At 61.5% G+C, this 24,177-nt stretch carries 21 protein-coding genes; 11 read left to right on the top strand and 10 right to left on the bottom strand.

Features of this window, described 5'->3' with window-relative positions; translation table 11 throughout:
- Window positions 1-4 precede the first annotated feature (4 nt).
- The 5 genes from ABD819_RS05895 to ABD819_RS05875 form a co-directional block, all read right to left on the bottom strand.
- Window positions 5-2,359, bottom strand: a complete 2,355-nt coding sequence (locus ABD819_RS05895) for a phospholipase D-like domain-containing protein (RefSeq protein ID WP_345122016.1) — start codon at window positions 2,357-2,359, stop codon at window positions 5-7.
- A 121-nt stretch (window positions 2,360-2,480) separates the two neighbouring features.
- Complete coding sequence (locus ABD819_RS05890) at window positions 2,481-3,491, bottom strand: hypothetical protein (RefSeq protein ID WP_345122014.1); 1,011 nt, start codon at window positions 3,489-3,491, stop codon at window positions 2,481-2,483.
- A 122-nt stretch (window positions 3,492-3,613) separates the two neighbouring features.
- Window positions 3,614-4,651 (bottom strand): UDP-N-acetylmuramate dehydrogenase, encoded by a 1,038-nt coding sequence (murB, locus tag ABD819_RS05885; protein WP_345122011.1) that lies wholly within the window; start codon window positions 4,649-4,651, stop codon window positions 3,614-3,616.
- 62 nt (window positions 4,652-4,713) lie between these two features.
- Window positions 4,714-5,241, bottom strand: coding sequence for a hypothetical protein (locus ABD819_RS05880; RefSeq protein WP_345122009.1), 528 nt, complete (start codon window positions 5,239-5,241; stop codon window positions 4,714-4,716).
- Between the two features lie 98 nt (window positions 5,242-5,339).
- Window positions 5,340-6,737 carry a sugar MFS transporter gene (locus tag ABD819_RS05875; RefSeq protein ID WP_345122007.1) on the bottom strand — a complete coding sequence of 466 codons (1,398 nt, stop codon included), beginning with the start codon at window positions 6,735-6,737 and terminating at the stop codon, window positions 5,340-5,342.
- 117 nt (window positions 6,738-6,854) lie between these two features.
- On the opposite strand from ABD819_RS05875, the gene ABD819_RS05870 reads away from it, so the two are divergent.
- The 9 genes from ABD819_RS05870 (at window position 6,855) to ABD819_RS05830 (ending at window position 15,806) form a co-directional block, all read left to right on the top strand.
- Window positions 6,855-8,075 carry a THUMP domain-containing class I SAM-dependent RNA methyltransferase gene (locus tag ABD819_RS05870; RefSeq protein ID WP_345122005.1) on the top strand — a complete coding sequence of 407 codons (1,221 nt, stop codon included), beginning with the start codon at window positions 6,855-6,857 and terminating at the stop codon, window positions 8,073-8,075.
- Between the two features lie 106 nt (window positions 8,076-8,181).
- A complete protein-coding gene (recQ, locus tag ABD819_RS05865; RefSeq protein ID WP_345122002.1) occupies window positions 8,182-10,914 on the top strand; it encodes a DNA helicase RecQ in 2,733 nt (910 codons plus the stop codon).
- Between the two features lie 26 nt (window positions 10,915-10,940).
- A complete protein-coding gene (locus ABD819_RS05860; protein ID WP_345122000.1) occupies window positions 10,941-11,174 on the top strand; it encodes a DUF433 domain-containing protein in 234 nt (77 codons plus the stop codon).
- Entirely contained in the window at window positions 11,171-11,518 is a 348-nt protein-coding gene (locus ABD819_RS05855; RefSeq protein ID WP_345121998.1) for a DUF5615 family PIN-like protein, read from the top strand. Before ABD819_RS05860 ends, ABD819_RS05855 begins: the two co-directional genes overlap by 4 nt.
- A 20-nt stretch (window positions 11,519-11,538) precedes the next feature.
- Window positions 11,539-12,213, top strand: coding sequence for a DUF2306 domain-containing protein (locus tag ABD819_RS05850; RefSeq protein WP_345121996.1), 675 nt, complete (start codon window positions 11,539-11,541; stop codon window positions 12,211-12,213).
- Window positions 12,210-13,109: a hypothetical protein gene (locus tag ABD819_RS05845; RefSeq protein ID WP_345121994.1), complete on the top strand. Its 900-nt coding sequence runs from the start codon at window positions 12,210-12,212 to the stop codon at window positions 13,107-13,109. The genes ABD819_RS05850 and ABD819_RS05845 overlap by 4 nt, the downstream gene beginning before the upstream one ends.
- 95 nt (window positions 13,110-13,204) lie before the next feature.
- Window positions 13,205-14,011 (top strand): hypothetical protein, encoded by an 807-nt coding sequence (locus tag ABD819_RS05840; RefSeq protein ID WP_345121992.1) that lies wholly within the window; start codon window positions 13,205-13,207, stop codon window positions 14,009-14,011.
- Window positions 14,012-14,127: 116 nt separating this feature from the next.
- Entirely contained in the window at window positions 14,128-14,952 is an 825-nt protein-coding gene (locus ABD819_RS05835; protein WP_345121990.1) for a helix-turn-helix domain-containing protein, read from the top strand.
- A gap of 131 nt (window positions 14,953-15,083) precedes the next feature.
- Window positions 15,084-15,806 (top strand): pirin family protein, encoded by a 723-nt coding sequence (locus ABD819_RS05830; RefSeq protein ID WP_345121988.1) that lies wholly within the window; start codon window positions 15,084-15,086, stop codon window positions 15,804-15,806.
- 82 nt (window positions 15,807-15,888) lie between these two features.
- On the opposite strand, the gene ABD819_RS05825 is transcribed toward ABD819_RS05830, so the two are convergent.
- On the bottom strand, window positions 15,889-16,794 hold the full coding sequence (locus ABD819_RS05825; RefSeq protein ID WP_345121986.1) for a hypothetical protein: 906 nt from the start codon (window positions 16,792-16,794) through the stop codon (window positions 15,889-15,891).
- Between the two features lie 214 nt (window positions 16,795-17,008).
- Between ABD819_RS05825 and ABD819_RS05820 the strand changes: the two genes are divergently transcribed.
- Entirely contained in the window at window positions 17,009-18,007 is a 999-nt protein-coding gene (locus ABD819_RS05820; protein ID WP_345121983.1) for a fasciclin domain-containing protein, read from the top strand.
- 167 nt (window positions 18,008-18,174) lie between these two features.
- Window positions 18,175-19,707, top strand: a complete 1,533-nt coding sequence (locus ABD819_RS05815; protein ID WP_345121981.1) for an alpha/beta hydrolase family protein — start codon at window positions 18,175-18,177, stop codon at window positions 19,705-19,707.
- Window positions 19,708-19,742: 35 nt separating this feature from the next.
- On the opposite strand, the gene ABD819_RS05810 is transcribed toward ABD819_RS05815, so the two are convergent.
- The 4 genes from ABD819_RS05810 to ABD819_RS05795 form a co-directional block, all read right to left on the bottom strand.
- Window positions 19,743-20,702, bottom strand: coding sequence for a zinc-dependent peptidase (locus tag ABD819_RS05810; protein WP_345121979.1), 960 nt, complete (start codon window positions 20,700-20,702; stop codon window positions 19,743-19,745).
- A 36-nt stretch (window positions 20,703-20,738) separates the two neighbouring features.
- Complete coding sequence (locus ABD819_RS05805; protein WP_345121977.1) at window positions 20,739-22,052, bottom strand: hypothetical protein; 1,314 nt, start codon at window positions 22,050-22,052, stop codon at window positions 20,739-20,741.
- An 18-nt stretch (window positions 22,053-22,070) separates the two neighbouring features.
- On the bottom strand, window positions 22,071-22,400 hold the full coding sequence (locus tag ABD819_RS05800; protein WP_345121975.1) for a low molecular weight protein tyrosine phosphatase family protein: 330 nt from the start codon (window positions 22,398-22,400) through the stop codon (window positions 22,071-22,073).
- Window positions 22,401-22,543: 143 nt separating this feature from the next.
- Complete coding sequence (locus ABD819_RS05795) at window positions 22,544-23,995, bottom strand: DEAD/DEAH box helicase (RefSeq protein ID WP_345121973.1); 1,452 nt, start codon at window positions 23,993-23,995, stop codon at window positions 22,544-22,546.
- Window positions 23,996-24,177 lie beyond the last annotated feature (182 nt).

Here is a 24,177-nt window from a genome sequence, read left to right as displayed (position 1 = left end):
ATAATTACTGCACTACCACGCGGCTAACCTGGGTCGACTCGGGCGTCGTTACCTGCACCAGGTACAGGCCCGATTTTAGCGCCGTAGCGTCGATGGCCAGGTCGTTGCCGGTCAGGGCCTGGGTCTGGGTGAGGACCACGCGGCCGGTGGCATCGCGCAGCACGATGGTGGCGGTGCGGGCCGTGGTGCTGGCCAGGCGAACCTGGAAGCTGCCACGCGTCGGGTTAGGATAAACCTGGAGCGTGCTGGCCTGAACGGTCCCGCTGCGGGTAGCCAGCACGAGGCGGCACGGGGTTACTCCCTGGTTTTGGGAGGCGATGCGGGCCGCATACTCCTGGTAGTACTGGTTCGTGATGCGGGCATCGTGAATAACGAGGGTGTTTTCGTCGTTCTCGACATCGGCCGAAGCCGTCCAGTTGTGCGAGCCCACAAACACCGTGGGGTCCGACTGCGAAGCGCCGGCATCCACGATGAGGGTTTTGTGGTGCATGATGCCGGGGCGGTTATCGAGCAGGTAGCGCGTACCCATGCCCGCCCGGATGGTGCGGAACACGAAGCCGGCCACGCCGCTGGTGTCGTTGGTCAGGCCGTCGGAGCAGGTGCCAATGCCGCGCTGCGAAACCTGGTCGGCCACGGCGCGGCCGATATCGGCGCGGGTTACGAGCATCGAGAGTACGTGCAGGTCGAAGTCGGCCGTGCGAATGGTTTCGATGAGGCGGCTATTCACGTTGTCGGTCGGCGAGAACCACGACTCCACTTTCTTGCCCCCGATAACGAGGTAGTGCGGCGTGTTGTCGGTTTTGCGCGAGCCAAACAGCGAAGTACCGGGCGTAGCGGTGCTGCTACCCCACATTTCCTCAAATTCCATGGTGTATACCCGGGCCAGGCTCTGGTCCTGCACGGTCACCGCGTTGTTGCGGTCGGTGCTGAGCTGCGCGCCCGTCCAGTTGGTCGAGCCCGTCCAGACCATTGGCAGGTTGGGGTTGGTGCTGTTGGCATCAATCACCACAAACTTGTTGTGCATGATACTGGTGGTGTTGGCGGTGCCGCCCGCCGGGCGGAAGATGCGCGGAATGGTCGACGACAGGCTGGCGATGCTCACGTTGGCGTTGTCATCTTCGTAAATCACGCGCACCAGTACGCCGCGGGCCTTGGCGGCGTTCACGGCGTTCACGATGGTGGCGCTGTTCCAGTTGTAGATGGTGATGTCCAACGTTTGCTGGGCCCGGCCGATGTAGCGGGCCAGCGTGTCAGCAATGCTGCCGTTCACGGCCTGTACGGCGTTGTTGCCGGGCAGGGCCAGCGTGTTGTCCACCGTTTGGGTGAAGTACGTTCTCATCCGGCCCGACGACAGCGAAGCCGTAATCATCGGCACCACGCGCGACTCGGAGCGGCCGGTGGCGTTGGTCGATACCGCCTGCACGTAGTATACCGTGGCGGGCTGCAGGCCCGTAATGGCCAAGCTGTGCTGGGTGCGCAGCGTAGCGCTGGTGAGGGTGGTGGTGCTGGCAGCGGGCAGCGTGGGCGAGGTCGAATACAGAATCTGGGTATTGCCCGAGTTCTGGGTGTTGAAGCCCACCGTGAAGCCCGTGGTGCTGATATTGGTCGGGACGGGGCTGCTGGTCAGGTTAGGCGTGTTGCCCTGGATGAAGTCCGCATACTTGCGGTTCAGCAGCTGAAACCCGCCGGTGGTGCCGGCCGCCGAGGAAGTATACTGGCTCATGATGCCCACGGCATCGAACGTGCCCGTGGGGCTGGGCTTGCCAATGAGGCCATCGGCCCCGTTGGAGTTGGTGGGCACGTAAGTAGCCAGCGTGGCGTTATTATTGAGCCGGTACGTGGTATTGGCCGAAAACGAAGTCACCGTGCCGCCGCCGGTCGTGTTCACCGACGTCAGGCCGTTGATGCGGATGAGCTGCCCTTCGTATTGCTCAGCGAAAGCGGCAGCGGCACTGGCCGACGTGAAAACCACGGGAGCCGGCAGGGGCCGGTTGCCGGCCAGCACGGTCAGCGAGGTGATGGGGTCGATTTCGAGCAGGCCGCGGAACATTTTCAGGCCGCCCGTTACCAGAATGCTGTCGCCGGGAACCAGCGCGCTCACCAGGGGCCCGGTAGCCCCGCCCGTGGTGTACACCGCGATGCCGGCCGTACCATCCTGAATGTAGCGCACGATGCTCACCGCCGAGCCCAGCTCGTTACCATTCGTCACGATGCCGCGCACCGTAACGGTGGGGCCGGCCGTGCTGTTGGTGGCCGGAGCCTGGGCCCGCGCCGCCGCAATGGTAATGGAAGTTTGGGCCTGCACGGCCTGCCACGAGGTGGCACACGCTAGCAGAGCCAGAAGGGTAAATTTTTTCATAAAATTAAATGAGATAAAAAAGAATACGGGAGAAAGTTTTGGAACCAAGCCGAAGTGCAAAGGTGCTGAATTTCAGCCGAACGCATCGGGGAACGGCCCGCCAGCGACCCAACTAGCGGCGCTAGTTTTTGGTGCCCGTCCGTTGGCGTTTGCCGCTGCTGGTGATGAACGGCACGGCCGGAGCCGTTTCGGTGCCCGCCGCATTGCGCGAGCTCACTTCCACGTAATAAGTGGTGCCGGGAATCAGGTCGCTCAGCGTAATGCTGTGTTTGGTGGTGAGGGCGGCATCGGTGCGCGTTTCTTTCAGCTCTTTAGCGTTGAGGCCGTAGCGCACGCGGGTATCGCCCGGGTTCAGGGTCGAGTACAGCACGGTGAAGCCGTTATTGCTCACGTTCACGGGCACAGCCTCCTCGGTGAGGCGGGGCAGGCCGCTGCCCAGCACCAGGTCGGAGGCCAGGCGGGGCAGCAGCTGGTAGCCGCCGGTGCCGCTGGGCGCGTACTGGCTCATGATGCCGCGCACATCAAAAGACTCGGTAGTGGGCGGCGCGACATCGACCAGCCCCTCGGGGCCGGTGCTGGCGGCCACAATGCGCACCAGGGTGCCCGGCATGCCGTCGAGCAGGTAGTTGGCGTTGCCGGCCAGCGTGGTAGCGGGCGTGCCCGCCGGCGTCTGGAGGCGCTTCACGCCGGTTATTTCCAGCAAACGGCTTTCATTAGCCTCGACAAAAGCGGCCGTGGCCTGCGCCACGGGCACCTGGACGGCCCGCATCCGCACGCCGCTCGCCAGCTTGTGGAACGAGGTCACGGGGTCCATCTCCAGCAGGCCGTTGTAGGCCTTGAGCTGGCCCGTGACCTGAATGCTGTCGCCGGCCCGCAGCTCGCCAAACCCGGCTAGCTTGGCCGCCTGGGCGTAGAGCGCCAGGCCCGCATCGGCATCCTGCACGTAGCGGATGTTGCCCATTTCGGCCCCATTCAGCACCACGGCCCGAACGGTAACCGTGCTGCCGGGACCCAGGGCCCGAGCGGCTTTCACGGTGAGTACCGGGGGCACGGCGGGCCCGTTGGGTGGGGTAGCCTGGGCACCAAGCGCAGAACCAATGAGCAGGCAGGCAATAAGGAGCGGTTTAGTCATTATCGTGAATTGTAAAATAAGCAGACCGATAGCGGAGGTGCTTCTGCAAAGCTCAGGACAAAATCGGGATAAACCGATATATGCGCCCCCTTGGGAGGGAATTATTTCCGAATGTCAAAAATTCACAAAATGTTAACTTCCGGGTGAAGCTCAACGGCAAACTGCTGGCGGACGGCGGCAATAATTTCCTCGGCCAGGGCGCGCAATTCGCTGCCAGTGGCCCCGCCGTGGTTGACGAGCACGAGGGCCTGACGGTCGTGCACGCCGTGGGTGCCGGTGCCGGGGCCGCGGCGCAGGCCCTTCCAGCCGGCCTGCTCGATGAGCCAGCCGGCGGGCACCTTCACGCCGCCGGGCACGGGATAGCCGGGCAGGTCGGGGTACTGGCTTTTGAGGTGGTCGAAGCGGGCCTGGGAGATTTCGGGGTTTTTGAAAAAGGAGCCGGCGTTGCCAATCTGGGCGGGGTCGGGCAGCTTGGAGCGGCGGATGTGGACCACGGCACGGCTCACGTCCTGCGGGGTGGGCTCGCCGGCAATGCCCAGCTCGGCCAGGGTATCGGTGATGGCCCCGTAGCGCACGTTGGGGCGGGCCTGGCGGTGCAGGCGCAGCACCACGGCCGTGACCACAAACTGGTTTTTGAGCACGTTTTTGAACACGCTTTCGCGGTAACCGAAGCCGCACGCGTCGGCCGCGAACACCCGCATTTCGCCGGTGCTGATTTCGACGGCCTCCAAATGGTCGAAGGTATCGCGCAGCTCGGCCCCGTAGGCCCCGATGTTCTGGAGCGGAGCCGCGCCCACCGTGCCGGGAATGAGCGAGAGGTTTTCGATGCCGCTCAGGTCCTGGTCGAGGGCGTATTCGACCATGCCGTGCCAGCTTTCGCCGGCCCCGGCCCGCACGAGGGCGGTATTGGTGTCGCCGTCTTCCGACAGGATTTCCAGCCCGCGAATCTCATTCTTCAGCACCACGCCGTTGAAATCCTGGGTGAAGAGCAGGTTGGAGCCACCGCCGAGGATGAGCTTGTTGGCGGCCTGCACCTGGGGCAGCTTCAGCAGCTCGCGCAGCGCATCGGCCGAGGCGAAGCGGGCGAAGTAGCGGGCCCGCACATCGAGGCCAAAGGTGTTGTAGGAGCGGAGGGAGACGTTTTCTTCGAGAGTCGGCATGGGGGCGGGAACGTTGGACGCAGGGGCAAAGGTCGGAAATCCGCAGCCCACCAGCCGCAGGTTCAGCCCAAACGATGCGCGGCGTAGATGATGCCGTAAATCCAAACCGTATACAAGCTAGCGTGCCAAACGCCCTGCCACAGGCTGGAAGCCCATTGGCCCCGGCAGCGGTTCGAGTTTCTGAATACCAGCCGTAAAGCCCGGAAAAACACCCCGTATAGCATAGCAGCGAAAATGAGAATGCTCGTCCAGAGCAAAGCCCCCACCAGCCAGACGACGAGTACCAAGACGATGGCCGCCAACACTGCCATCAGTAAGGCTGCTAGAAAACCCAGAATGCCATCACCGTCATCCACATCTAAATCGGGGAATGAACCGAAGCCATCAAGGTTGGGGAAGTGCCGCCGGCTGATGTGGTCTGTGAGTTGGCCCACGTCGTCGCGCACTTTCACACCGTGGTAAAGTCCCACGGTAGTGAAAGTCAGGAAGGCAGAAAATAGTATAGTGGTCGAAATTAGAGAGTTTGCATACAGCGTGCGGTGCTGCCCGAGGCCAAAAAGCCAGACCGCCACCGTGGTAAGCGTGACCACTAAGCACGAAACCAAGGCTACGTTGCCCGCACTAAGCAGGTAGTAGGGCCGGGGAGTGGTTGGAGTTGGCAAAATCGAAAGAAATACGTAGCCAAAACTTACCGCACCCGGTAGCCGCTCAGCGCATAAAACAGCAGATACACGTAGCACAGCGCCGGCACCACAAACGCCACGCGCAGGCCGCCGCCGTTGGTAGCCAGCCAGCCCATGAGCGGCGGAATGAGCGCGCCACCCACGATGGCCATAATCAAATACGACGAGCCCTGCTTGGTGAATGAGCCCAGCCCGGTGATGGCCAGCGGAAAAATCACGGGCCACATGATGGAGTTCATCAGGCCGCAGAGCACGATGAGCCACAGCGCCGTTTCGCCGGTGCTCAGAATGCTGGCCCCGACCAGCGCCGTGCCGGCCGCGCACACCGCCACCAGCAGGACGCGGTTGTTGAATTTCAGTAGCAGCGGAATCCCTACCAGCCGCCCCACCAGCGAGCCAAACCAGTAGGACGACACCAGTACCGCGCCCACGCCCTTGGTGAAACCGGCCGTGGTATCAATAGCCGACGGCTCCTTGCCGAACAGCACCAGCGCGTAGTTGGTGGCCACGTTCAGCCCCTGCACCAGGCTTTGGGTGAAAGCCGAGAGCTGCCGAATTCCCTGCGACTCGCCGTAGCGAATGAGGAAGGAGCCGAGGCCGACTTCAACCCCCACATAAACGAAAATGGCCACTACGCCCAGCACCAGGTGCGGAAAGGCCAGCGCCGACGTGCGCCCTGCCGCCATGGGCCGGTCCTCCTCGGTGGCATCTTCGGCAATGCCTTCGATGTCGGGCAGCTTTACCAGGAAGAAAAACAGCGCCGCCAGCAACACCAGGAACACCGCCAACCCTACGTAAGGCCCTTTCACTAGCTGCGATTCTTCGGCCAGCCGCTCAGCCAGGGGCAGGGCAGCCAGCCGTGCCTTCAGCGCCACCGAGCCACCGAACAGCACCAAACCGCCCACCAGCGGCGAGAGCGCCCCGCCGAAGTTGTTGGCCACGCCCACCACGCTCACCCGCGCCGCCGCGCCCCGCGCCGGCCCCAGAATGCTTACGTAAGGATTCGCCGCCACTTGCAGCAGCGTGATACCCGCGCCCAACACGCTCAGCGCCGTGAGAAACAGGCCGAAGGCCCGCGAGTTGGCGGCCGGGATGAAGAGCAGCGCGCCGCCCGCCATAATCAGCAGACCCACCACGATGCCGCGCTGGTAGCCCAGCTTTTTCAGGACCCAGCCGGCGGGTAAGGACATCAAAAAATACGCGCCAAAAAAGGCCGACTGCACCGCCGAGGACTGCAAATCCGTCAGCTGGCACACGTCTTTCAAATACGGCATGAGCACGTCGTTGAAGTTCGTGACCGCCCCGAAGAGGAAGAACAGGGTCGTCATCAGCACCATGGGGCCGGCGTAGGAGCGGGCGGGCGCGGTGGTGCTGACAGTAGTGGTGAGGGGAGCAGTAGCCATGCGGCGAAGATAGAAGCCGTGAGAACTTGTGCCCCGAATTTCTAATTCGGCCGCCAGAACGACCTCCCCGGCCGAATTGGAAATTCGGGGTACAAGTTCTTGCCGACCTTTGCGGCCATGCACCTCACCGCCACCACCCAGTTCGGCCTGGAAGAACTGCTCGCCGACGAACTGTATCACCTCGGAGCCGACATTACGCACGTTGGCAGCCGGGCCGTCGAATTTATCGGCGACCAGCGCCTGCTCTACGAAGTGGCCCTTTGGAGCCGCCTGTCCATGCGCCTGCTGCGCCCGTTTGCGGCCTTCCACGCCGCCGATGAAAAGGCGCTGTACCGCGAAGTCGGCCGCATCGACTGGTCGGATTTTATCGGGCCCGGCCAGACCTTTGCCATCACGCCTGTGGTCAACCGCTCCACGTTTGAGCACTCGCTCTTCGTGGCCCAGCTCACCAAGGATGCCATCGTGGACCAGTTCCGGGCCCGCACCGGCGAACGGCCCAGCATCGACACCCGCACGCCCGACATCCGCCTGCACCTGCGCATGACGGAGAACGAAGTCATCCTCAGCCTCGACGCGGCCGGCGACTCGCTGCACCGCCGCGGCTACCGCCAGCACACCAACGAAGCCCCCCTGAATGAGGTGCTGGCCGCCGGCCTGGTCCTGCTCTCCGGCTGGGATGCCAAAAAGCCCCTCATCGACCCCCTATGCGGCTCGGCCACCATCCTCACCGAGGCCGGCCTGATTAGCCAGCGCATCGCGCCCGGCCTGTTCCACCAGGGCAAGTTCGGCTTCGAAAACTGGTACGATTTCGACCCCGAGCTCTGGAACCAGGTGCGTGAAGAAGCCAAAGCCCAGCGCCTCGAAGAGCCGCAAGCCTACCTCGCCGGCTCCGACCTCGACCCGAAGACCATTGACATGGCCGCCGCCAACATCACCGCCGCTGGCCTGGAGGACTTTATTCGCTTGTCGGTGCGCGACGTGAAAGACGCCCTGGCCCCGGCCAATCAGGAGCCCGGCATCGTCATCACCAACCCGCCCTACGGCGAGCGGATAGGCGAGGAGGCCGAAATGGCCGCGTTGTACAAGACCATTGGCGACTCGCTGAAGGCGAATTTTCAGGGCTACGATGCCTTTGTGTTCACCGGAAATCTGGAGGCGGCGAAGAGCATCGGGCTGAAGGCGGCCAGACGGACACCGTTGTTTAATGGGCCGATTGACTGCCGGCTGTTGAAGTATGAGCTGTATCGGGGGAGCCGGCGGGCGCCATCACCTCACCCCCCGGCCCCCTCTCCTGCGGAGAGGGGGAGCCACGACGGCGCGGATGGCAACGTTGCATAGTGAAGCAGAATAAAAGAGGAATAAAAATGTCGTCAGGCTCCCCCTCTCCGCAGGAGAGGGGGCCGGGGGGTGAGGTGAACCGGCCGGGCCGCCCTACCTTACCCACATGGAAATCCCGCCCCCAATTTCAGCTGGCCCCGAAGATGTTGCCAACTTCGTGTTCACCACCGAAGTTCGTCCGTGGCGTAAGCATCTCAAAGAATACGCCCGCCAAAACCGCCGCCAGCCCACCGAAGCCGAGGACCGATTGTGGCAGTCCCTGCGCAATACCAAATTGGGTGTTCGTTTCCGCCGCCAGCACGCCATCGAAGGCTACATTGTTGATTTTTTCTGCACCAGAGCCTTCCTCACCATCGAGCTCGACGGCGAAATTCACCTCACCCCCGAGCAGGCCGAATACGACACCGGCCGTACCTTCACGCTAACGGAATTAGGCTACCGCGAACTGCGTTTCACCAACCAGCAAGTCCTCCATCACTTGGATGAAGTCCTGGCTACTATCCAGCAGCACCTAATCCAAAACACTTCCAAGCACCCATCTGGCTCCCCCTCTTTTTTGGAGAGGGGGCCGGGGGGTGAGGTTACCCCGAACCATATGCCCGAACTAGCCACCCCCGACCTGCTGCCCGCCGCCCGCCAGGCCCTGAAACGGTACTACGGCTACGACAATTTCCGCCCCATGCAGGGCGACATTATCCAGCACATCCTCGCCGGGAACGACACCGTGGTGCTCATGCCCACCGGCGGCGGCAAGTCGGTCTGCTTCCAGATTCCCGCCGTGGTTTCGGAAGGCACCTGCATCGTGGTTTCGCCATTGATTGCATTGATGAAGGACCAGGTGGAAGCCCTGAAAGCCAACGGCATCGCCGCCGCCTACATCAACAGCAGCGTGGGCCAGAGCGAGGCTAACGACATTGCCCGTGCCGCCGTGAGCGGGCACCTCAAGCTGCTCTACGTTTCTCCCGAGAAGCTGCTGAGCGACGGCTTTCTGCAATTCCTGACGCGGGTCAATATCAGCCTGTTTGCTATTGATGAGGCGCACTGTATTTCGAGCTGGGGCCACGATTTCCGGCCCGAATACACCCAGCTCGGCCAGCTGCGGACGCACTTCCCCAACACGCCCATCATCGCCCTCACGGCCACGGCCGACCGCCTCACCCAGCGCGATATCAAAACCCAGCTCAACCTGCACGAGCCCCGGGTGTTCCTCTCCAGCTTCGACCGGCCGAATATCAACCTCAACGTGCGCCCCGGCCAGGACCGGGTCGGGTCGGTTATCGACTACATCGGCCGCCACCCCGAGGACCCTGGCATCATCTACTGCCTCTCGCGCAAGACCTGCGAAACCATTTCCGCCAAGCTCATCGCCAAGGGCATCAAGGCCGCGCACTACCACGCCGGCCTCACGCCCTTGCAGCGCGGCAAGGCCCAGGAAGCCTTTTTGCAGGATGATATTCAGGTGATTGTGGCTACTATTGCCTTCGGCATGGGCATCGACAAGAGCAACGTGCGCTGGGTGATGCACTATAACCTGCCTAAAAATATCGAGGGCTACTACCAGGAAATCGGCCGGGCCGGGCGCGACGGCTCGCCTGCCACCGCCATCCTGTTCTACAGCTTCGCCGATGTGATGCAGATGCGCGAGATGGTGACCAAGGACGTACCCGCCCGCCAGGCCCAGCTCAACACCGCCAAGCTGGAGCGCATGCAGCAGTTTGCCGAAGCCGCCAGCTGCCGCCGCAAAATCCTGCTCAACTATTTCTCCGAAAACCTGCCGCAGGACTGCGGCAACTGCGACATCTGCCGCAACCCGCCCACCACGTTCGATGGGACGCTCATTGCCCAAAAAGCCCTTTCGGCCGTGTTCCGCAGCCGCGAGCGGGTGGCCATCACCCTGCTGATTGATATCCTACGGGGTATGCGCAACCAGGCCGTGCTGCAGGGCGGCTACGACCAGATAAAGACCTACGGCGCGGGCTCCGACCTGCCCTACCTCGACTGGTACAGCTACATCCACCAGATGCTGAACGACGGCCTATTCTACATCGCCTACGAGGAAGGCTACGCCCTGAAAATCACCGAGCGCGGCCACCAGGTGTTGAAAGGCCAGCTCAACCTGCCGCTCAAGAAATTTCAGGTGGCTGAGAAAGCCGAACGCCCCACCCGCGCCGGCAAAAAAGCCGCCAACGCGGCTGCTACCGCCATCGTCGGCACCCCCGAAGCGCAGCTGTTCGATAAGCTGCGCAAGCTCCGCAAGCAGATTGCCGACGAGCAGGGCGTGCCGCCCTACGTGGTATTCTCCGACGCCACGCTGCAGGAAATGGCCGCCGAGCGGCCCGTGAGCCGCGTGGGCATGCTGGGTATTTCGGGCGTGGGCATGAAGAAGTTCGAGACCTACGGCGAGGCCTTCATTCGCCTCATTCTGGAGCACGGCGGCGGCGGGCAGTACGTGCCTTCCGACTCGGATAGCATGTTCAACGAGCCGCGCCCCCGCACCGCTGCTGCCGCCGTAGCTACCGCCGAAAAGCCCGTGAGCGACTCCGAAGACGCCACCATCCAGTTCCACCAGATGGGCCTCACCCCCGAGGACATCTCCGAACGCCGCGGCCTGGCCCTGAGCACCGTGAAAACCCACCTCTACAACGCCTACGCCAAGGGCCGCGAGCTGCGCATTCACGACTTCGCTTCCGATGCGGAGCTGGCCGAAATCTTCACCGCCCGCGCCCAGCTCGGCGGCGAACCCACGCTGCGCGACCTGTTCGACCACCTGCGCGAGAAGTACGATTACTTTCAGCTGCGCATGGCCGCGCTGTACCACAAGCGGTTGCGCGGTCAATAATTTTTGTGCCCTATTTTCTCAATCTAATGTCTGATTCCATAACGCGTATTACTGCCAGCCACGAGGTGATGTTGGGCAAGCCCGTTGTGCGGGGCACACGGTTGACCGTTGAGCTATTGCTGCGCAAACTATCGGAAGGGGCAACGCCCAATGACTTGCTACGCATGTACCCAGAACTCGAAGCGGCGGATATTCAAGCCGCTTTAGCCTATGCTACAGCGGTATTGGCCCGGGAAGAAATTATTGGGCTGGCGGCGTGATTCTGGCCGACGAAAACATTGACCACAGCATTATTGCGGCCTTACGGGCAGCGGGCTATTCGGTCGCATCGGTATATGAATCATACCGTAGCATGTCGGATGAGGCGATTATTCAGCTTTCCCGTAATCCGCCCCGAATTATTCTAACTGAAGACAAGGACTTCGGTGAATGGGTTTTTGCGCACGGCATCCGCGATATCAGTGTGGTTTTCTTGCGTTATCATTTTCGGGATACTGCAGCGCTCCTGACTACGTTGCTGGAATTGTTACGCACCCGTTTGCCCGATTTGACAGGAGCTTTTACGACCGTTGGAGTGTATAAAATTCGAATTCGTCCACTCTGAGCCACTGTTTTTATTCAACCATGCCGCGCCGCTTACTTCTCTCCCTCGCGGCCCTCGTCATCGCCGCCTTCGCGGGCCTGATGCTCACCAAAACGCTGCCCTACTACACCTTCGAAAAGGGCATCCACTTCCTCACCACCAAGAGCGACGAAACCAACGAAAACCCCATATTTCGGTTGGGTTTTTACGTTCACATCACCACCAGTCTGCTGGTGCTGGTGGCCGGGCTGTTCCAGTTTCTGCCGCTGCTGGCGCAGCGCGGGCCGGGGCTGCACCGGCAGTTGGGCAAGTTTTATATCATCGGCATATTGGCGCTGGCGGCCCCTTCGGGGCTCATTCTGGCGCGCTTTGCCAATGGCGGGCTGGCCGCGCAGGTCGGCTTTTCGCTGCAATGCGTGGTGTGGTGGCTGTGCACCTGGCGCGCCTACCAGGCCGCCCGCCAGCGCCAGTGGAGCCTGCACGTCGACTGGATGCTGCGCTCCTACGCCGTGACGCTGGCCGCGCTGGCCCTGCGCGGCGAAAGCTACGTGCTGTACTACGTGTTCGAAACCAAGCCGATTGAGACGTACCTGACGGTGACTTGGCTCTCGTGGGTGGGCAATCTGGTGCTGGTTGAAATCCTGCTGGAAGCCGGGTTGGGGCGGTATTTCCTGCGGGAGTTCATGCCGGATTTGCGCGGTAAATTGGTGGCATGAAAAAGTTGACCGGGGCTTTGTTTGCGCTGGCGGTAGCCAGCACCGCTTGCCAACAGAGCACGCCTAAAACCATCGCCGCGGCCACTAGCCGAGTGTCAGCGGCAGGTACTACCCAACAACAGGTCTCGCTTATCAAACAGCCCTTGCCAGTGCTGTTTGCCGCTGCCGATACCCTCACAGAACCCATGCGGGCGCTGCTGCAGGCGCACGACCTTGCGCCGCTGTGGCAAAATGCCGACAGCAGCAACCGAGGAACGCCGGTTTACGAAGGCTTTTTTGGGCCCGACCACTACCATTTCGCCATGGCGTTCACGCAGGTGAAACGTGACCCGGCAAACCCGGCAGTCTACCACGTGCTGGGCAAAAGCCGCTACCGCAAAAATATTCGCCCATTCAGCGGCACGCTCACGGTGCGCAAGCTGGTGGATTTGGCGTATCCCGGCTTTCTGCAGGCCATGGCTGCCAATGAGGCCAGGGCGGCCGATTCGCTCAGCGGCCGAACGTACACGGCTCATGCAGAATTGCAGCTTCAGGAGGAACCCAAAGAGAATAGCGGTATTTTTGAGGGCGAGCTGCTGCTCGACTTTTTCGTGGTTCCGGCCAGAAGGCCCGGCTACGTCACCGTATTCGACCACGAAGGCATCGAAGAACGACTGCCAACCCGGGGCTGCGGCCTGCTGCTGCGCGGCAACCGCCTTAATAGCTCGACTGGCCAGGTGAAATCTTTCACCGTTGCGCCGTGGGTATCGGCCGTGGCCCCCGATGTATTCAAGGATTTCATGCTTGACGAGCGCATGGGCCAGATTAATCCTAAATATGCCAAGCTGGGCTGGAGCGAGTTTTGGAACAACGACGAATGGTGGGCCGACTCGCCCAAGCCCTCACTCAACCTGTAATCTCAGCCACACTAAAGCTGCTGCTGCTGCCGTTAAGCATTTGTAAGCGCCATCTATAAATATAGCCAGCCTACAAAACGTATCAACATCGGCAAATGCGGAATTTCCTGCTTCTCACGGCCCCCGTGCTGTTACTGAGCGTGCCACAACCTCAGTCTCCGTCAGCGATTCTCACCCCAGCCACTGGCCAGGTTGTCCCGCTGGCCGCCCCCGGCGCGGTGCTCACCAACGCCGCCCGCCAGGTCCTGCTGGCCCGCACCAACCTGGGCCGCTTGTGGCAGCACCAGCCCCAGGCCGGCCCCGAAGCCGTGCTCAACGGCTGTTTCGGCTACGATGGGCGCCGGCTCGAATTCGTGTTCACCACCGTGCGGCCCGATGCCAAAAGCCCCGGCCGCTACCTCGTAGCCGGCAAGTTTCGCTGCTACGGCGATGTCACGCCCTTTCGGGGCAGCATTGAGCTCCAGCAGGTGCAGCGGCTGCCGGCCGATGTGAAAGTGTACGATGCTGATGACAATCCTTCCAGCGTGCCCACGTACTGCGCCACGGGCGGCTTTGCCCTGCGAGCTACCAGTAGCCACGGCTTGGGCGGGGAGTTCAGCGGGCGCGTTGCCCTCGATTTTCAGCTGACGCCCAGCAAGCGGGCCGTGCTGATAGAAACTACGGCCAACCCCACCACCCGCAACGGCGGCCTGCTATTCGACGGGCAATGGCGCAATGATGCCGCCGCCGAAGCCGTGCCCGCCTTGTGGAAGCAGGGCATTGCCGTGACCCGGCAAGTCCTTACCCGCTTTGGTATGGGGGACCGCAGTGGCAATATCAACCGCAAATACACCCGCGTGGGCTGGGATACCTTCTGGAAAAACGACGAATGGTGGTTTGAAAAGCAACTGGCTCAACGCTAAAGTGGTGGGCAGAAAAATATTAGCTAAGTGAATTAGTAACTTTGCGTCTGCGTTACTAACTTCACCAGCCGAATCTGCGTTGAAGCTAATGCTATTCCCGGCTGCTGCCTCCCCCGATGATTAATACTAACCTCAAATTTTGCCGGCGCGAGCTCGCCCTCACGCAGGCCCAGATGGCCGAGAAGCTCGGCATCAAACGCTCCCTGGTGGGTGCCTACGAAGAAGGCCGCGCCGAACCCCGCCTCGCTACGCTGGTCAATATGGCCCGCCTGTTCGGCATCACGCTCGACCAGCTGGTAACCACTGACTTTAGCAAAAAGAAGAACACCAAAATCATCGGTTCGCTGCCCGCGCCCGACCCCAACGCGCCCGATACCGACGACCAGCCCGAGCCGCCCACGCCCGCCGGTGGCAAGCTCCGCGTGCTGGCCTTCACCGTGGACAAAGACCAGAACGAGAACATCGAGCTGGTGCCCCAGAAGGCCGCTGCCGGCTACCTCAACGGCTATGCCGACCGCGAATACCTGGAGGTGCTGCCCAAGTTCCGGCTGCCCATGCTCTCGCAAACGGGCACCTACCGCGCCTTCGAAATCGCCGGCGACTCCATGCTGCCCATTGCCAGCGGCACGGTCATCGTGGGCCGCTACGTGGAAGAATGGTCCAGCATTAAGGACGGTACGCCGTGCATTGTGGTGAGCAGCCGCGATGGCATCGTGTTCAAGCGCGTATTCAACAAGCTGCGCTCGGGCTCCATGTTCGTGCTGCACTCCGACAATCCCAACTTCTCGCCCTACGATGTGAAAGCCGACGATGTGCTGGAAATCTGGGAAGCCAAGAGCTACATCAGCAGCACGTTCCCCATCGCCGAGCTCTCGCTGGAGCGCGTGGCCAGCCTCGTGCTCGACTTGCAGCAGCAGGTGGCGCTGCTCCGGAAAGTGTAGCCCGCCGTATCGGTAATGGTAACTATTGTGCCGCAAGCCCTTCCGCCTCGCGGAAGGGCTTTGTTTTTGGCCCGGCGCTAACCAAACAAGCTGTCTGCGCGTATGCGGGCACGCACTCACCTCCCCCTGCTATGCTTAAGTACCTCTCCGCCGCCGACCGTCATCATGCTGCCCCCGCCGCGTGGCTGAGCAGCTATTTTCTGTTTTCGTTTGCCGATTATTTCGACCGCTCCAATATGCATTTCGGCCCGTTGCGGGTATTCAACGACGATAATGTGGCCGCGCAGTCGGGCTTTCCGCAGCACCCGCACTCCGAAATGGAAATTGTGACACTGGTGCTCGAAGGTGAAATCACGCACCAGGACACGATGGGCAACAACACTGTCATCAAAGCCGGCGAAGTGCAGCGCATGACGGCCGGCACCGGCCTGGCCCATTCCGAGCTGAACCGGCAGGATGCGCCCCTGCACCTCTACCAGCTCTGGTTCATTCCCAGCCAGCGCGGTCTGGCCCCCAGCTACGAGCAAAAAGACCTGGATTTCACCACTACTAATAAAAACGAGCTGGTGCCGCTCGTAACTGGTCAGAAAGTGCTGGAAGACGTGGTATACATGAACTCCAATAGCACCGTTTACTGGTCTAATCTCAACGAAGGAAATGACATTGAATTCAAGACATTTCCTATTCGCCTCACGTTTATTTATGTGAAGAAAGGCGTCATTTTCGTGAACGGTACCGAACTGGGCCCCAACGACCAGGCCCGCATGACCGACGAGGACGTGGTGCAAATTCGGGCCGTTAAAGATTCCCAGTTTGTCCTAATTGATTTACCCGCTACCGAAGCAAATTATTAACTAATTAATTGCACAAAAAAAGCCGGAAATTATTCCGGCTTTTTTTGTGCAATTAATTAGTTAACAGAAGCAGAAATTCTACTTAAAAATTGTAGGTAACACCTGCCGAAAAGCCAGTTGATTTCCCAATGTTGCGGCCCAATACGTACGTGCTGGCCCCCAGCGTGAGGCCAAACCCATTGGCAATGGGCCGATAGGCACTGGCTCCGAGACGGACGTAATTGACCCGGGTAGAAGGAAAAAACCCGGTGAATCCAGCCTCCGAAATATCGGTGCCGCCGTTCGATTCCTGGAAGGAGGCGAAGCCTTCAAAGTAATTTTTGGGGCCGGCGTAGCCTATTTTGGCTTCGCCTACCAGGGCGTTGGGCACCAGGCCCGTGCGCAGGCTGTAGCCCACTTGGGCGGTAGCAAATACCCCCGTACTGGTTTTGAGGTGCGCCACACCCGCCGCGGTGTACTTGGTGGCGCGGTTGCCGATGGCAATGATGTAGCCATAGCCGGTATTCGTCTGGTAGTTGCTGATGGGCGTGCTGAAGCTCACAACGCCCAACAGGTCCAGAATGCTGCTGCCAAGCTCTACGGAGTAGCTTTTGAATTTCAGCAGCGCCGTAATGTCCTGCAACCCCTGCCGGGTATTGGTGTAGCCCTGGGTAGAGTAGAGGGCATTCAGGTCGTTCACAACGGTGCCAGGGGCCTTACCTTTCGACTGAATGTAGGGCAGGCTCACGATGGCGTCAATCTTATCGGAAAGGCCGTAGGTGGCATACAGGTTGAGCGAATTGACGCGGACCTCCTGAAAAACAGGCACCCCGTCGATTTTGTCCGGGGCCAGGTATACGCTTTCGTAGCGCTCGGTGGTGCCCGATACAACCACGGACCCGTGACCCTTGCCAGCCATAAACCCGCTCACAAGGCCTTGGGCGCGGAGCGAGCCGGTGCTGCCGGCAATTAGAAATGCACCCAGAATGAAGGCGGTAAATTTTTGCATAAAGCGTAATTAACTAGAAGATTTACTATATTTAATAAGCTGCAAAAGCGTGCTTGAAAAAAACTCCGGCAGGCCTATTAATGTTGCAATCTACGTGAGCCCTCAGGGTGTTGGATTTACCTTAGCGCAATCCAAAGGGGGTTTAAAACACGTTTATAGTCAGGGGTTTGGGATGAACCTACTAGTAACCTCGACTAACACATTCTTTTACACGATGAAAAAATATTTCCTGTTTAAAACCGGTGCAGTGGTAATTTCCCTATTGACGCTGGGTAGCTGCGCAAAAAATAAAGATATCGACCCGTCGATTACGAATATCGCGGTGACTAACCCCGACTTTCAGACGCTCGAAGATGCTGCCATTCGTGGTGACGTGGCGGTTACGCTGGGCAACAAGAATCCCGACCCGGCCAGCGGGGGCAACTACACGGTGTTCGCGCCTACCAATGCGGCCTTTTCCCGCCTGGGGCTGAACTCGGCACAGGACCTGACCGCGCTGCAACAGCCATTTCTGCGCAATACCCTGTTTTACCACGTATTCAGCGGCACGCTGCCGGGCAGCGCGCTCACGCCGGGTAGTGCCTCGGCCTCGGCCCTTGGCTTGCAGCGGCGCATCATCCGCCGGGCCGATGGCAGCCTGTACGTGAATGGCTCCAGGATTGTGGGCACCGATGTACGGGCGGCAAACGGGCTGATTCATCCCATCGACAAAGTGCTGCTGGCGACTGGCGCCGACGTGCTCAATTCGGCGCTGGCCCTGCAAAGCGGTAGCGTTTTTGTGAAGCCGGAGCTGACCTTTCTGGTCGAAGCGGTGGTGTACTGCAACTTGCAGGGTGCGCTCACGGGTACGCCCGGCAGCCCGCAACTAACGGTTTTTGCCCCAACCGACCAGGCGTTTAAGGATTTGGGCGTGATTCTGGGCGTCGCGCTCAATCAGCCGGCTGATATCCGGAAGCTGCCGGTGGCCACCGTCACGGCGGTGCTGCTCAACCACGTTGTGCTGGGTGGGGCGCAGGGCGGTAAATTCACCTCAGAGCTGCCCGAAAATACGACCATTACGGCGGCGGGTGGCCCGGTCACGCTGGGTGCATTCAACAACGGTATACTCACCGTGAAAGGCCGCAGCAATACCGTTCCCGCTAACATGGCCATTCCCGACGTGCAATGCACCAACGGGGTGGTACACGTTATCGACCGCGTGCTGCTGCCGTAGTTAAGGTGGGTAGTTGAGTAGATAATCAGTGCGCTAATACCGTACGAATTACAGGAATTATTGGCTGGAGGTAGCCAGGATGATAATCGATGGCAGGTTTTAAAAATATGTTAACCAGATTAATCCGCTTTGCGGGACTGTGGGCGTACTTACTTCCGGCTTGGGCCATGGCCCAAACCACGGTGCCCGCCACAGCGATTACAAATCCAGGTCCGGCGACCAGCGCTCCGGCTGCTTTGGCGGGGCGCTGGCAGGGGCCACTATCTATTCCGGGGGGTAGCGTGCCGGTTGAATTTGCAATTAGTCAGCCAGGTATCAACAAGTATATTATCACGCTGGACCTGCCCGCCAAACGTCTGAGCCGGGTGCCGACCTCGCTCACGTTTCGGGGCGATACGCTGCTGTTTTATGCCGTGACGGTGGAGTGTCGTTTCGTGTGCGTGCAAAGCGCCGACGGGCGGGAGCTGCGCGGCATCTGGACCCAGCCAGGGTTGCGCGTGCCACTCACCCTGGCCCGGTTCGTGCCCGGCACGTCGCTGATTACGAGCGGGAGCAAAGCCGTGGCCGTGAAGGCCACTACCTACCATATTGAGGCGGTGACCCTGACCAGCCAACCCAGCAAAACCAAGCTGACCGGAACCCTGAGTATCCCGGACGGTCCCGGGCCGTTTCCGGCCGCGGTACTGCTTTCTGACATGGGCAGCCAGGACCGCGACACCCGGCAGGGCGATTACCGTCTGTTTGCCACCATGGCAGCGACCCTGGCCCGGCAGGGTGTAGCCGTGCTGCGCCTCGATGACCGGGGCGTGGGGCAGTCGGAGGGCGTTGGGAGCCAAACCACAACTGCTGAGCTGGTGCGTGATGCGCGGGCCGGGCTCGAATATCTGCGGCTGCGGCCCAGCATCGATGCGGCCCAGACCGGCCTGATTGGGCATGGCGAAGGGGGCAACGTGGCGCTGCTGGCCGCTGCCCAGCCCGAGCCGCCCGGCTTTGTGGTGACGCTGGCCGCCTCCGGCCTGGTGGGAATGGACCTGCTGGCCAGCCAGCCCGAGCCCGTAACCACTTCCGCCGATACCGCCCTGGCCGGCGCGGCGCGACGCCAGCTCTGGGCTGATGTGCTGAATAAAGCCGAAAAGCTGCGCACCAGTGGTTCCAATGCCGCCCAGGTAGAAACTTACGTGGCGCAGCAGCGCCTCAAGCTCAGGAACGAGGAGCGGAAACGGGTGGAAGCCATGCTCAGGTTTCGGCGGACGATGTTGGAGATTGTGCGCCAAACGGCCAGCGACGACCAGGCCCAGGCCATTGTGGTAAATATGCTGCGCCAGCGCTACCCCGACCAGGACCCCGCGCTGGCCCGCGCGCGGGCCAGCCAGCTCATCACGCCCTGGTACCGCTATTACCTGAAGTTTGACCCCCAGCTCAACATAGCCGAGGTGCAGTGCCCGGTACTGCTGCTCAACGGCACCGATGATACCGAAGTGAATGCCACCAGCAACCTGGCGGCGCTCGAAAAAGGCCTGAAAAGTAACAAGCGCGTGACCGTGCGCCGGTTGCCGGGAGTCAATCACTGGTTTCAGACCCCCGTGGGTGAGCTGCTGGTCGGTAGTGAGGGCACTGCGGACTTGCTGGTGTCGGGCTCGATGCTGGAAACGGTGCGGGACTGGATACTAGAGCAGGATAATAAGCTGATTGGCCGCTAGTTTAGAAAGTGCCCGCACCCCTGAGGGGAATTGCACTACCCAACGGAGCGTGTACCGGCTAAGGCTGCCCGGTCCAGATGGCAGTCTTTGTACTTCTTGCTGCTGCCGCAGGGGCACGGGGCATTGCGGCTAAACTTGCGCGGGCCGCGCAGGGTTTTCAGCCACTCGCGCGGGTCGATGACGATGCGCAGAAAGCGCTTTTGCGGATTTTGGTGGAAGGCGCGGGTCAGCAGCTCGTAGAGCTCGGGGTGGTGTTGCTGCAGCTTCTCGGGCTTCTCGAAGAAATACTCGGTGACCACGGCGAAGAACTCGGCCTCGTTGGTGCCGGCGTAGGCGTTGATTTCCGAGCGCCCGGCCCGAATGGCTTCTATCTCGCGCTGCATCACCTCGGCCCAGGGCCGGAGCAGCTCGGGCGGCAGGGCCGCTTTGGGCAGGCCGTCAATCATCCCGTCGGCTTCGTCGAGCAGGTGCGCGAACTCGTGAATGCCCACGTTCTGCTGGTCCACCGCGTTCTGAAAGCCCTGTTCGAGGGAGGCCCTGGAGAGGCGCATGTAATGTTGATTCTGGAAGCCCTGCACCGAGCCCAGCAGGGTGCCCTGCAAGGGCTTCACCTCGTGGCCGGGGTCGTCGGGGAGCGTCCAGGCATCGGGCACGATGAGCACCTCGCCCAGGTTGCGGTACTCCCAATTGGGAAACCCAAACACCGGAATCAGGGCTGAGGCCGCCACCAGCAGGCGCGTCATGTCGTCCACATCCGTTTGCACGCCGGTAATGCGCGTAGTGGCCAGAAATACCTGCACCTGCTGCTCAAAGCGCACCTTTTCGGGGGCACTCAGGGCCAGGTAGAAGGCAACTCGCTCGCTCAGTAATTGCCGCCAGGCGGCCGGAAACTCCTGGGCCAGGGCGGCCGTGCGGCGGTGCGAGTCGGCGGTGACGTAGCGGTAAAAAGCGTAGAGCACGGCCGCCAGCACGGCCAGGGAAATGAGATAGACCATGGGCCGGTTAAACGGCTGGCGGGACTTCGGGTTGGACTAGCGCGCGGTGGGCGGCCCTTTGCCGGCCACGTCCGGGTTGCCGCCCAGGCGGTAGCTCATGCCCAGCCGCAGGGCCAGGTTGGAGGTGATAAACTGGGTACTATAAGAATCGTCAAGGAAGCTGTTGTAGAGCTGTATATCAGTAAAGAGCGTGAGACGCTGGGCGCGCCAGCCCACGGCCACATTGGGCAGAAGCGTTGGGCTATGAAATTCCAGGTACTGAAGGTCGGGCGCTCCCGCCGGGCCCGGCGCGGTTTTAAGCGTGGGATTTCGCACCGTATTCAACTCGTAGCCAAACCCTAGTATGAGCTGTTGCTCATGCGCCAGAGGAAGATAGTAGCGCACCCCCAGCCGGGCCGTGCCCAGCAAGGCTTGGTAAGTGAAATGGTGATAGAGCGGGTCAAGCTGCTGGGGCGAGAGGTAGTAGCCCTGGTAACTTTTGCCACGGAAGGTGCTCACGCTGAGCTCACCGTAGAGCGCCAAGGCCCGGCTCGATAGCAGCAGCTCGCCATACAGACCCGCAAAAGGATGAGGCCGGCAATCGGCGCAGGCGCCGCTTTGGGGCTCCGATTCCGCTTCGGTACGGTTGTAGCGCACACCGCCGACTACTCCACCCTGAAAGGCCACTACGCGGCGCGGCTTGGTTTGGGCCACCCAGCTGCGGCCGGGCGATTGGGCTGGCGCGCAGCTTTGATTATAGGCCTGCACTACTTCGGCCAGGGCAGCGGGCGTGAAAGTGGCTTTCCGGGCAGCCTGGTAAGCGGCCGGGCAATCGCCAAAATACAAGGCAAGTTGATTGAGGTAGTTATTGCCGTCAACTACCACGTCAGTGCCATTACCGGTACGGCTGAAATAGCGCCGGGCACTCATATCCAGTACGGGTCGGCCGGGGCTACTAAGCAGGTAATGCGTAGTGGCCGACCCGCCCACGCGGAACAGGGTGACCGGGCCTTCCACCAGCACGTCGGCCAGCAGCGAGTCAATTAGTACGTTCGTAAAAGAGCGTCCCGGCAGGCGGTCGAGCCGGGTTTCCGCCGCGTAGTCGATGGGCAGGGCCTCGTAGCGAAAATACCGCCCCCCGGTGAAGCTCACCGCTCGCAGCTGGCGGGGCTGAAAGAGTTGACTGGGTCTGTCGGGCGTGCTGCGGTAGCGAATGAAGGCGGGCGGCTCGGTCCAGAAGCCGTTTTCAATTTCGCCCCGCAGCGTGTCGCCGTTGGTGCGCACCAGCAGGCCCGGCTCGTAGGCCTGGGCCTGGGTTTGGAAGGTGTAAAACAGCGAAGCGGTGAGTAGCAGTAGTATTCGTTTCAGCATAAGGGTAGCATGATGCAGTTACGAAAGTAGCAGCAAATGCGCCGTCAGCTTCTGTCGCAGCAAGGCAATCAACGTGCTGTCGCCAAACGGGTATTTATCCGGAATCCGCAGTACGACCACCGTTTTGTCGCGCAGCTCCTCTGCAAACTTCTCTTGGATTCTATCGGCGTGGCGGCGCTCCATCACGAATATGATTTCGGCCCAGCCGATATGCCCGGCCGCCACGCGCACCCGTGCGCCCGGCTCGGTACCGGCCGAGCGGGCCTCGTAGTGCGGGTGGTCGTCGAAAAGCCGCTCAGCGGTAAGGCTGCGCCACTTGTTCTGGCTACAGATGAAGAGGATTCTCAAGTAGTGAGAATGAATAAAAGAACGTCATGCTGAGCGCAGCCGAAGCATCTCGCGTGCAATGGTAAACTCAATCGTCAGGATTACTGCCACACGCGAGATGCTTCGGCTGCGCTCAGCATGACGTTCGATTTGATGTTGTATTCCTACCGAATCAGGGCCACCTTCACCTTTTTGCCTTTCACTTTGGCTCCCTGCATGCGGGCCAGTATTTCTTCGGCCTGGGCCTCGGGCACGGCCACGAAGCTGTGGTGGTCGAAGACTTCGATGCGGCCCACGGCATCGCGCTCCATGCCGCCCACGCTCACGAAGGCCCCGGCCAGGTCGCCCCGGCTGATTTTCTCACTCTTGCCGGCCGATACGTGCAGCGTGACGGTGCTGGGGCGCGGGGCCTTGGGCAGGGCATCGGGCAGGACAGGGGGGCGCAGGCCGGCCCACTGCACGGTGCTGGCGGCGGGCCAGTTTTTCAGCTTCTCCTGCTCGTAGGGCGTCACGATGAGGTGGGCGGTGCCCACGGCTCCGGCGCGGGCGGTGCGGCCGGCCCGGTGCTGGAAAGTATCGGTTTCGTGGGGCGGGTCGAACTGCACCACGGTGTCGAGCTCATTCACGTCGAGGCCGCGGGCGGCTACGTCGGTGGCTACCAGCACGGTGGCCGAGCCATTGCGCAGCTTCATCATGCTCTTGTCGCGCTCGGGCTGGAGCATCTTGCCGTGCAGGGCCTCGGCGGCCAGGCCCCGGCCGCGCAGGAAGCGGGTGAGCTCCTCCACCCGGTCGCGGGTGTTGGCGAACACCAGCGAGCGCCCGGCGGTGGGCTGGGTGATTAGGTGAAACAGGGCGGCCGGCTTCTGGTCGGCGGCGCTCACCACGTGGCCGCGCAGCACCAGGCTCTCGGGCAGCGTGGTGGCATTCAGGCCGCCCACGTTCATCACGCGGGGCCGGGTGAGGTACTCGCGCACCAGGTTCAGCACCTTATCAGGCATAGTGGCCGAGAACAGCAGCGTCTGCCGGCGCTGCGGCAAGCGGCTGATAATCGTGGCCATTTCCTCCTGAAAACCCAGCTCCAACAGCTTGTCGGCTTCATCGAGCACCAGCACTTTCAGGCGGTTGGGTACGATAGTGCGGCGCTCCAGGTGGTCGAGCATCCGGCCGGGGGTGGCCACCACCACGTGGGGCATCTGCTGCATGCCCTTCACTTCTTCGCGCATGGCGTGGCCGCCGTAGTAGCCGGCCACGCGCAGGTTGGGCATGTGCTTGCCGAGGCTGCGCAGGGCATCGCGCACCTGCATCACCAGCTCGCGGGCGGGCACCAGCACCAGGGCCTGCATGGTGGCCGAAGTGGGGTCGACCTGCTGCAACACGGCCAGACCATAGGCGGCGGTTTTGCCCGAGCCCGTGGGCGCCTGGCCGGCCACATCCTGCCCTTCGAGGGCGGGGGCCAGCACCAGCTGCTGCACAGGAGTGGGCTGGGTGAATTTTAGCTCGGCCACGCCCGCCAGCAGGGCGGGGGAGAGGGCGAAATCAGCGAATTGCAGGTCGGGCTTGGCTACGAAGAGGGTGTCGGGCGAAGCGCCAGCGGCGGAGGTATCAGGAGTTTGCACGGGGCAAAGGTACGGCTTAGCGTAAGGGCGGGCGGCATAGCCGAGCAAGTAGGCGGCGGGGCAAAAATTCTCAACTGCTCCTGTCACCTTGAGTTGGGAGCAGTTGAGAGCCTCGGGAGCACCCGGCACGCGGTGACGAAGGCAGTTGAGAGCCTCGGGAGCACCCGGCACGCGGTGACGAA

The sequence above is a fragment of the Hymenobacter antarcticus genome, from assembly GCF_039539545.1.
GTDB lineage: Bacteria > Bacteroidota > Bacteroidia > Cytophagales > Hymenobacteraceae > Hymenobacter > Hymenobacter antarcticus.
Note: the sequence above shows the minus strand (reverse complement) of the source record. Positions and strands in the feature narration are given on the sequence as shown.

Bases quoted from the DNA above. Each gene is read 5' to 3' on its own strand.
- ABD819_RS05895 (WP_345122016.1), bottom strand. From the start codon at position 2,359: ATGAAAAAATTTACCCTTCTGGCTCTGCTAGCGTGTGCCACCTCGTGG.
- ABD819_RS05890 (WP_345122014.1), bottom strand. From the start codon at position 3,491: ATGACTAAACCGCTCCTTATTGCCTGCCTGCTCATTGGTTCTGCGCTT.
- murB (WP_345122011.1), bottom strand. From the start codon at position 4,651: ATGCCGACTCTCGAAGAAAACGTCTCCCTCCGCTCCTACAACACCTTT.
- ABD819_RS05875 (WP_345122007.1), bottom strand. From the start codon at position 6,737: ATGGCTACTGCTCCCCTCACCACTACTGTCAGCACCACCGCGCCCGCC.
- ABD819_RS05870 (WP_345122005.1), top strand. From the start codon at position 6,855: ATGCACCTCACCGCCACCACCCAGTTCGGCCTGGAAGAACTGCTCGCC.
- recQ (WP_345122002.1), top strand. From the start codon at position 8,182: ATGGAAATCCCGCCCCCAATTTCAGCTGGCCCCGAAGATGTTGCCAAC.
- ABD819_RS05860 (WP_345122000.1), top strand. From the start codon at position 10,941: ATGTCTGATTCCATAACGCGTATTACTGCCAGCCACGAGGTGATGTTG.
- ABD819_RS05850 (WP_345121996.1), top strand. From the start codon at position 11,539: ATGCCGCGCCGCTTACTTCTCTCCCTCGCGGCCCTCGTCATCGCCGCC.
- ABD819_RS05845 (WP_345121994.1), top strand. From the start codon at position 12,210: ATGAAAAAGTTGACCGGGGCTTTGTTTGCGCTGGCGGTAGCCAGCACC.
- ABD819_RS05840 (WP_345121992.1), top strand. From the start codon at position 13,205: ATGCGGAATTTCCTGCTTCTCACGGCCCCCGTGCTGTTACTGAGCGTG.
- ABD819_RS05835 (WP_345121990.1), top strand. From the start codon at position 14,128: ATGATTAATACTAACCTCAAATTTTGCCGGCGCGAGCTCGCCCTCACG.
- ABD819_RS05830 (WP_345121988.1), top strand. From the start codon at position 15,084: ATGCTTAAGTACCTCTCCGCCGCCGACCGTCATCATGCTGCCCCCGCC.
- ABD819_RS05825 (WP_345121986.1), bottom strand. From the start codon at position 16,794: ATGCAAAAATTTACCGCCTTCATTCTGGGTGCATTTCTAATTGCCGGC.
- ABD819_RS05820 (WP_345121983.1), top strand. From the start codon at position 17,009: ATGAAAAAATATTTCCTGTTTAAAACCGGTGCAGTGGTAATTTCCCTA.
- ABD819_RS05815 (WP_345121981.1), top strand. From the start codon at position 18,175: ATGGCCCAAACCACGGTGCCCGCCACAGCGATTACAAATCCAGGTCCG.
- ABD819_RS05810 (WP_345121979.1), bottom strand. From the start codon at position 20,702: ATGGTCTATCTCATTTCCCTGGCCGTGCTGGCGGCCGTGCTCTACGCT.
- ABD819_RS05805 (WP_345121977.1), bottom strand. From the start codon at position 22,052: ATGCTGAAACGAATACTACTGCTACTCACCGCTTCGCTGTTTTACACC.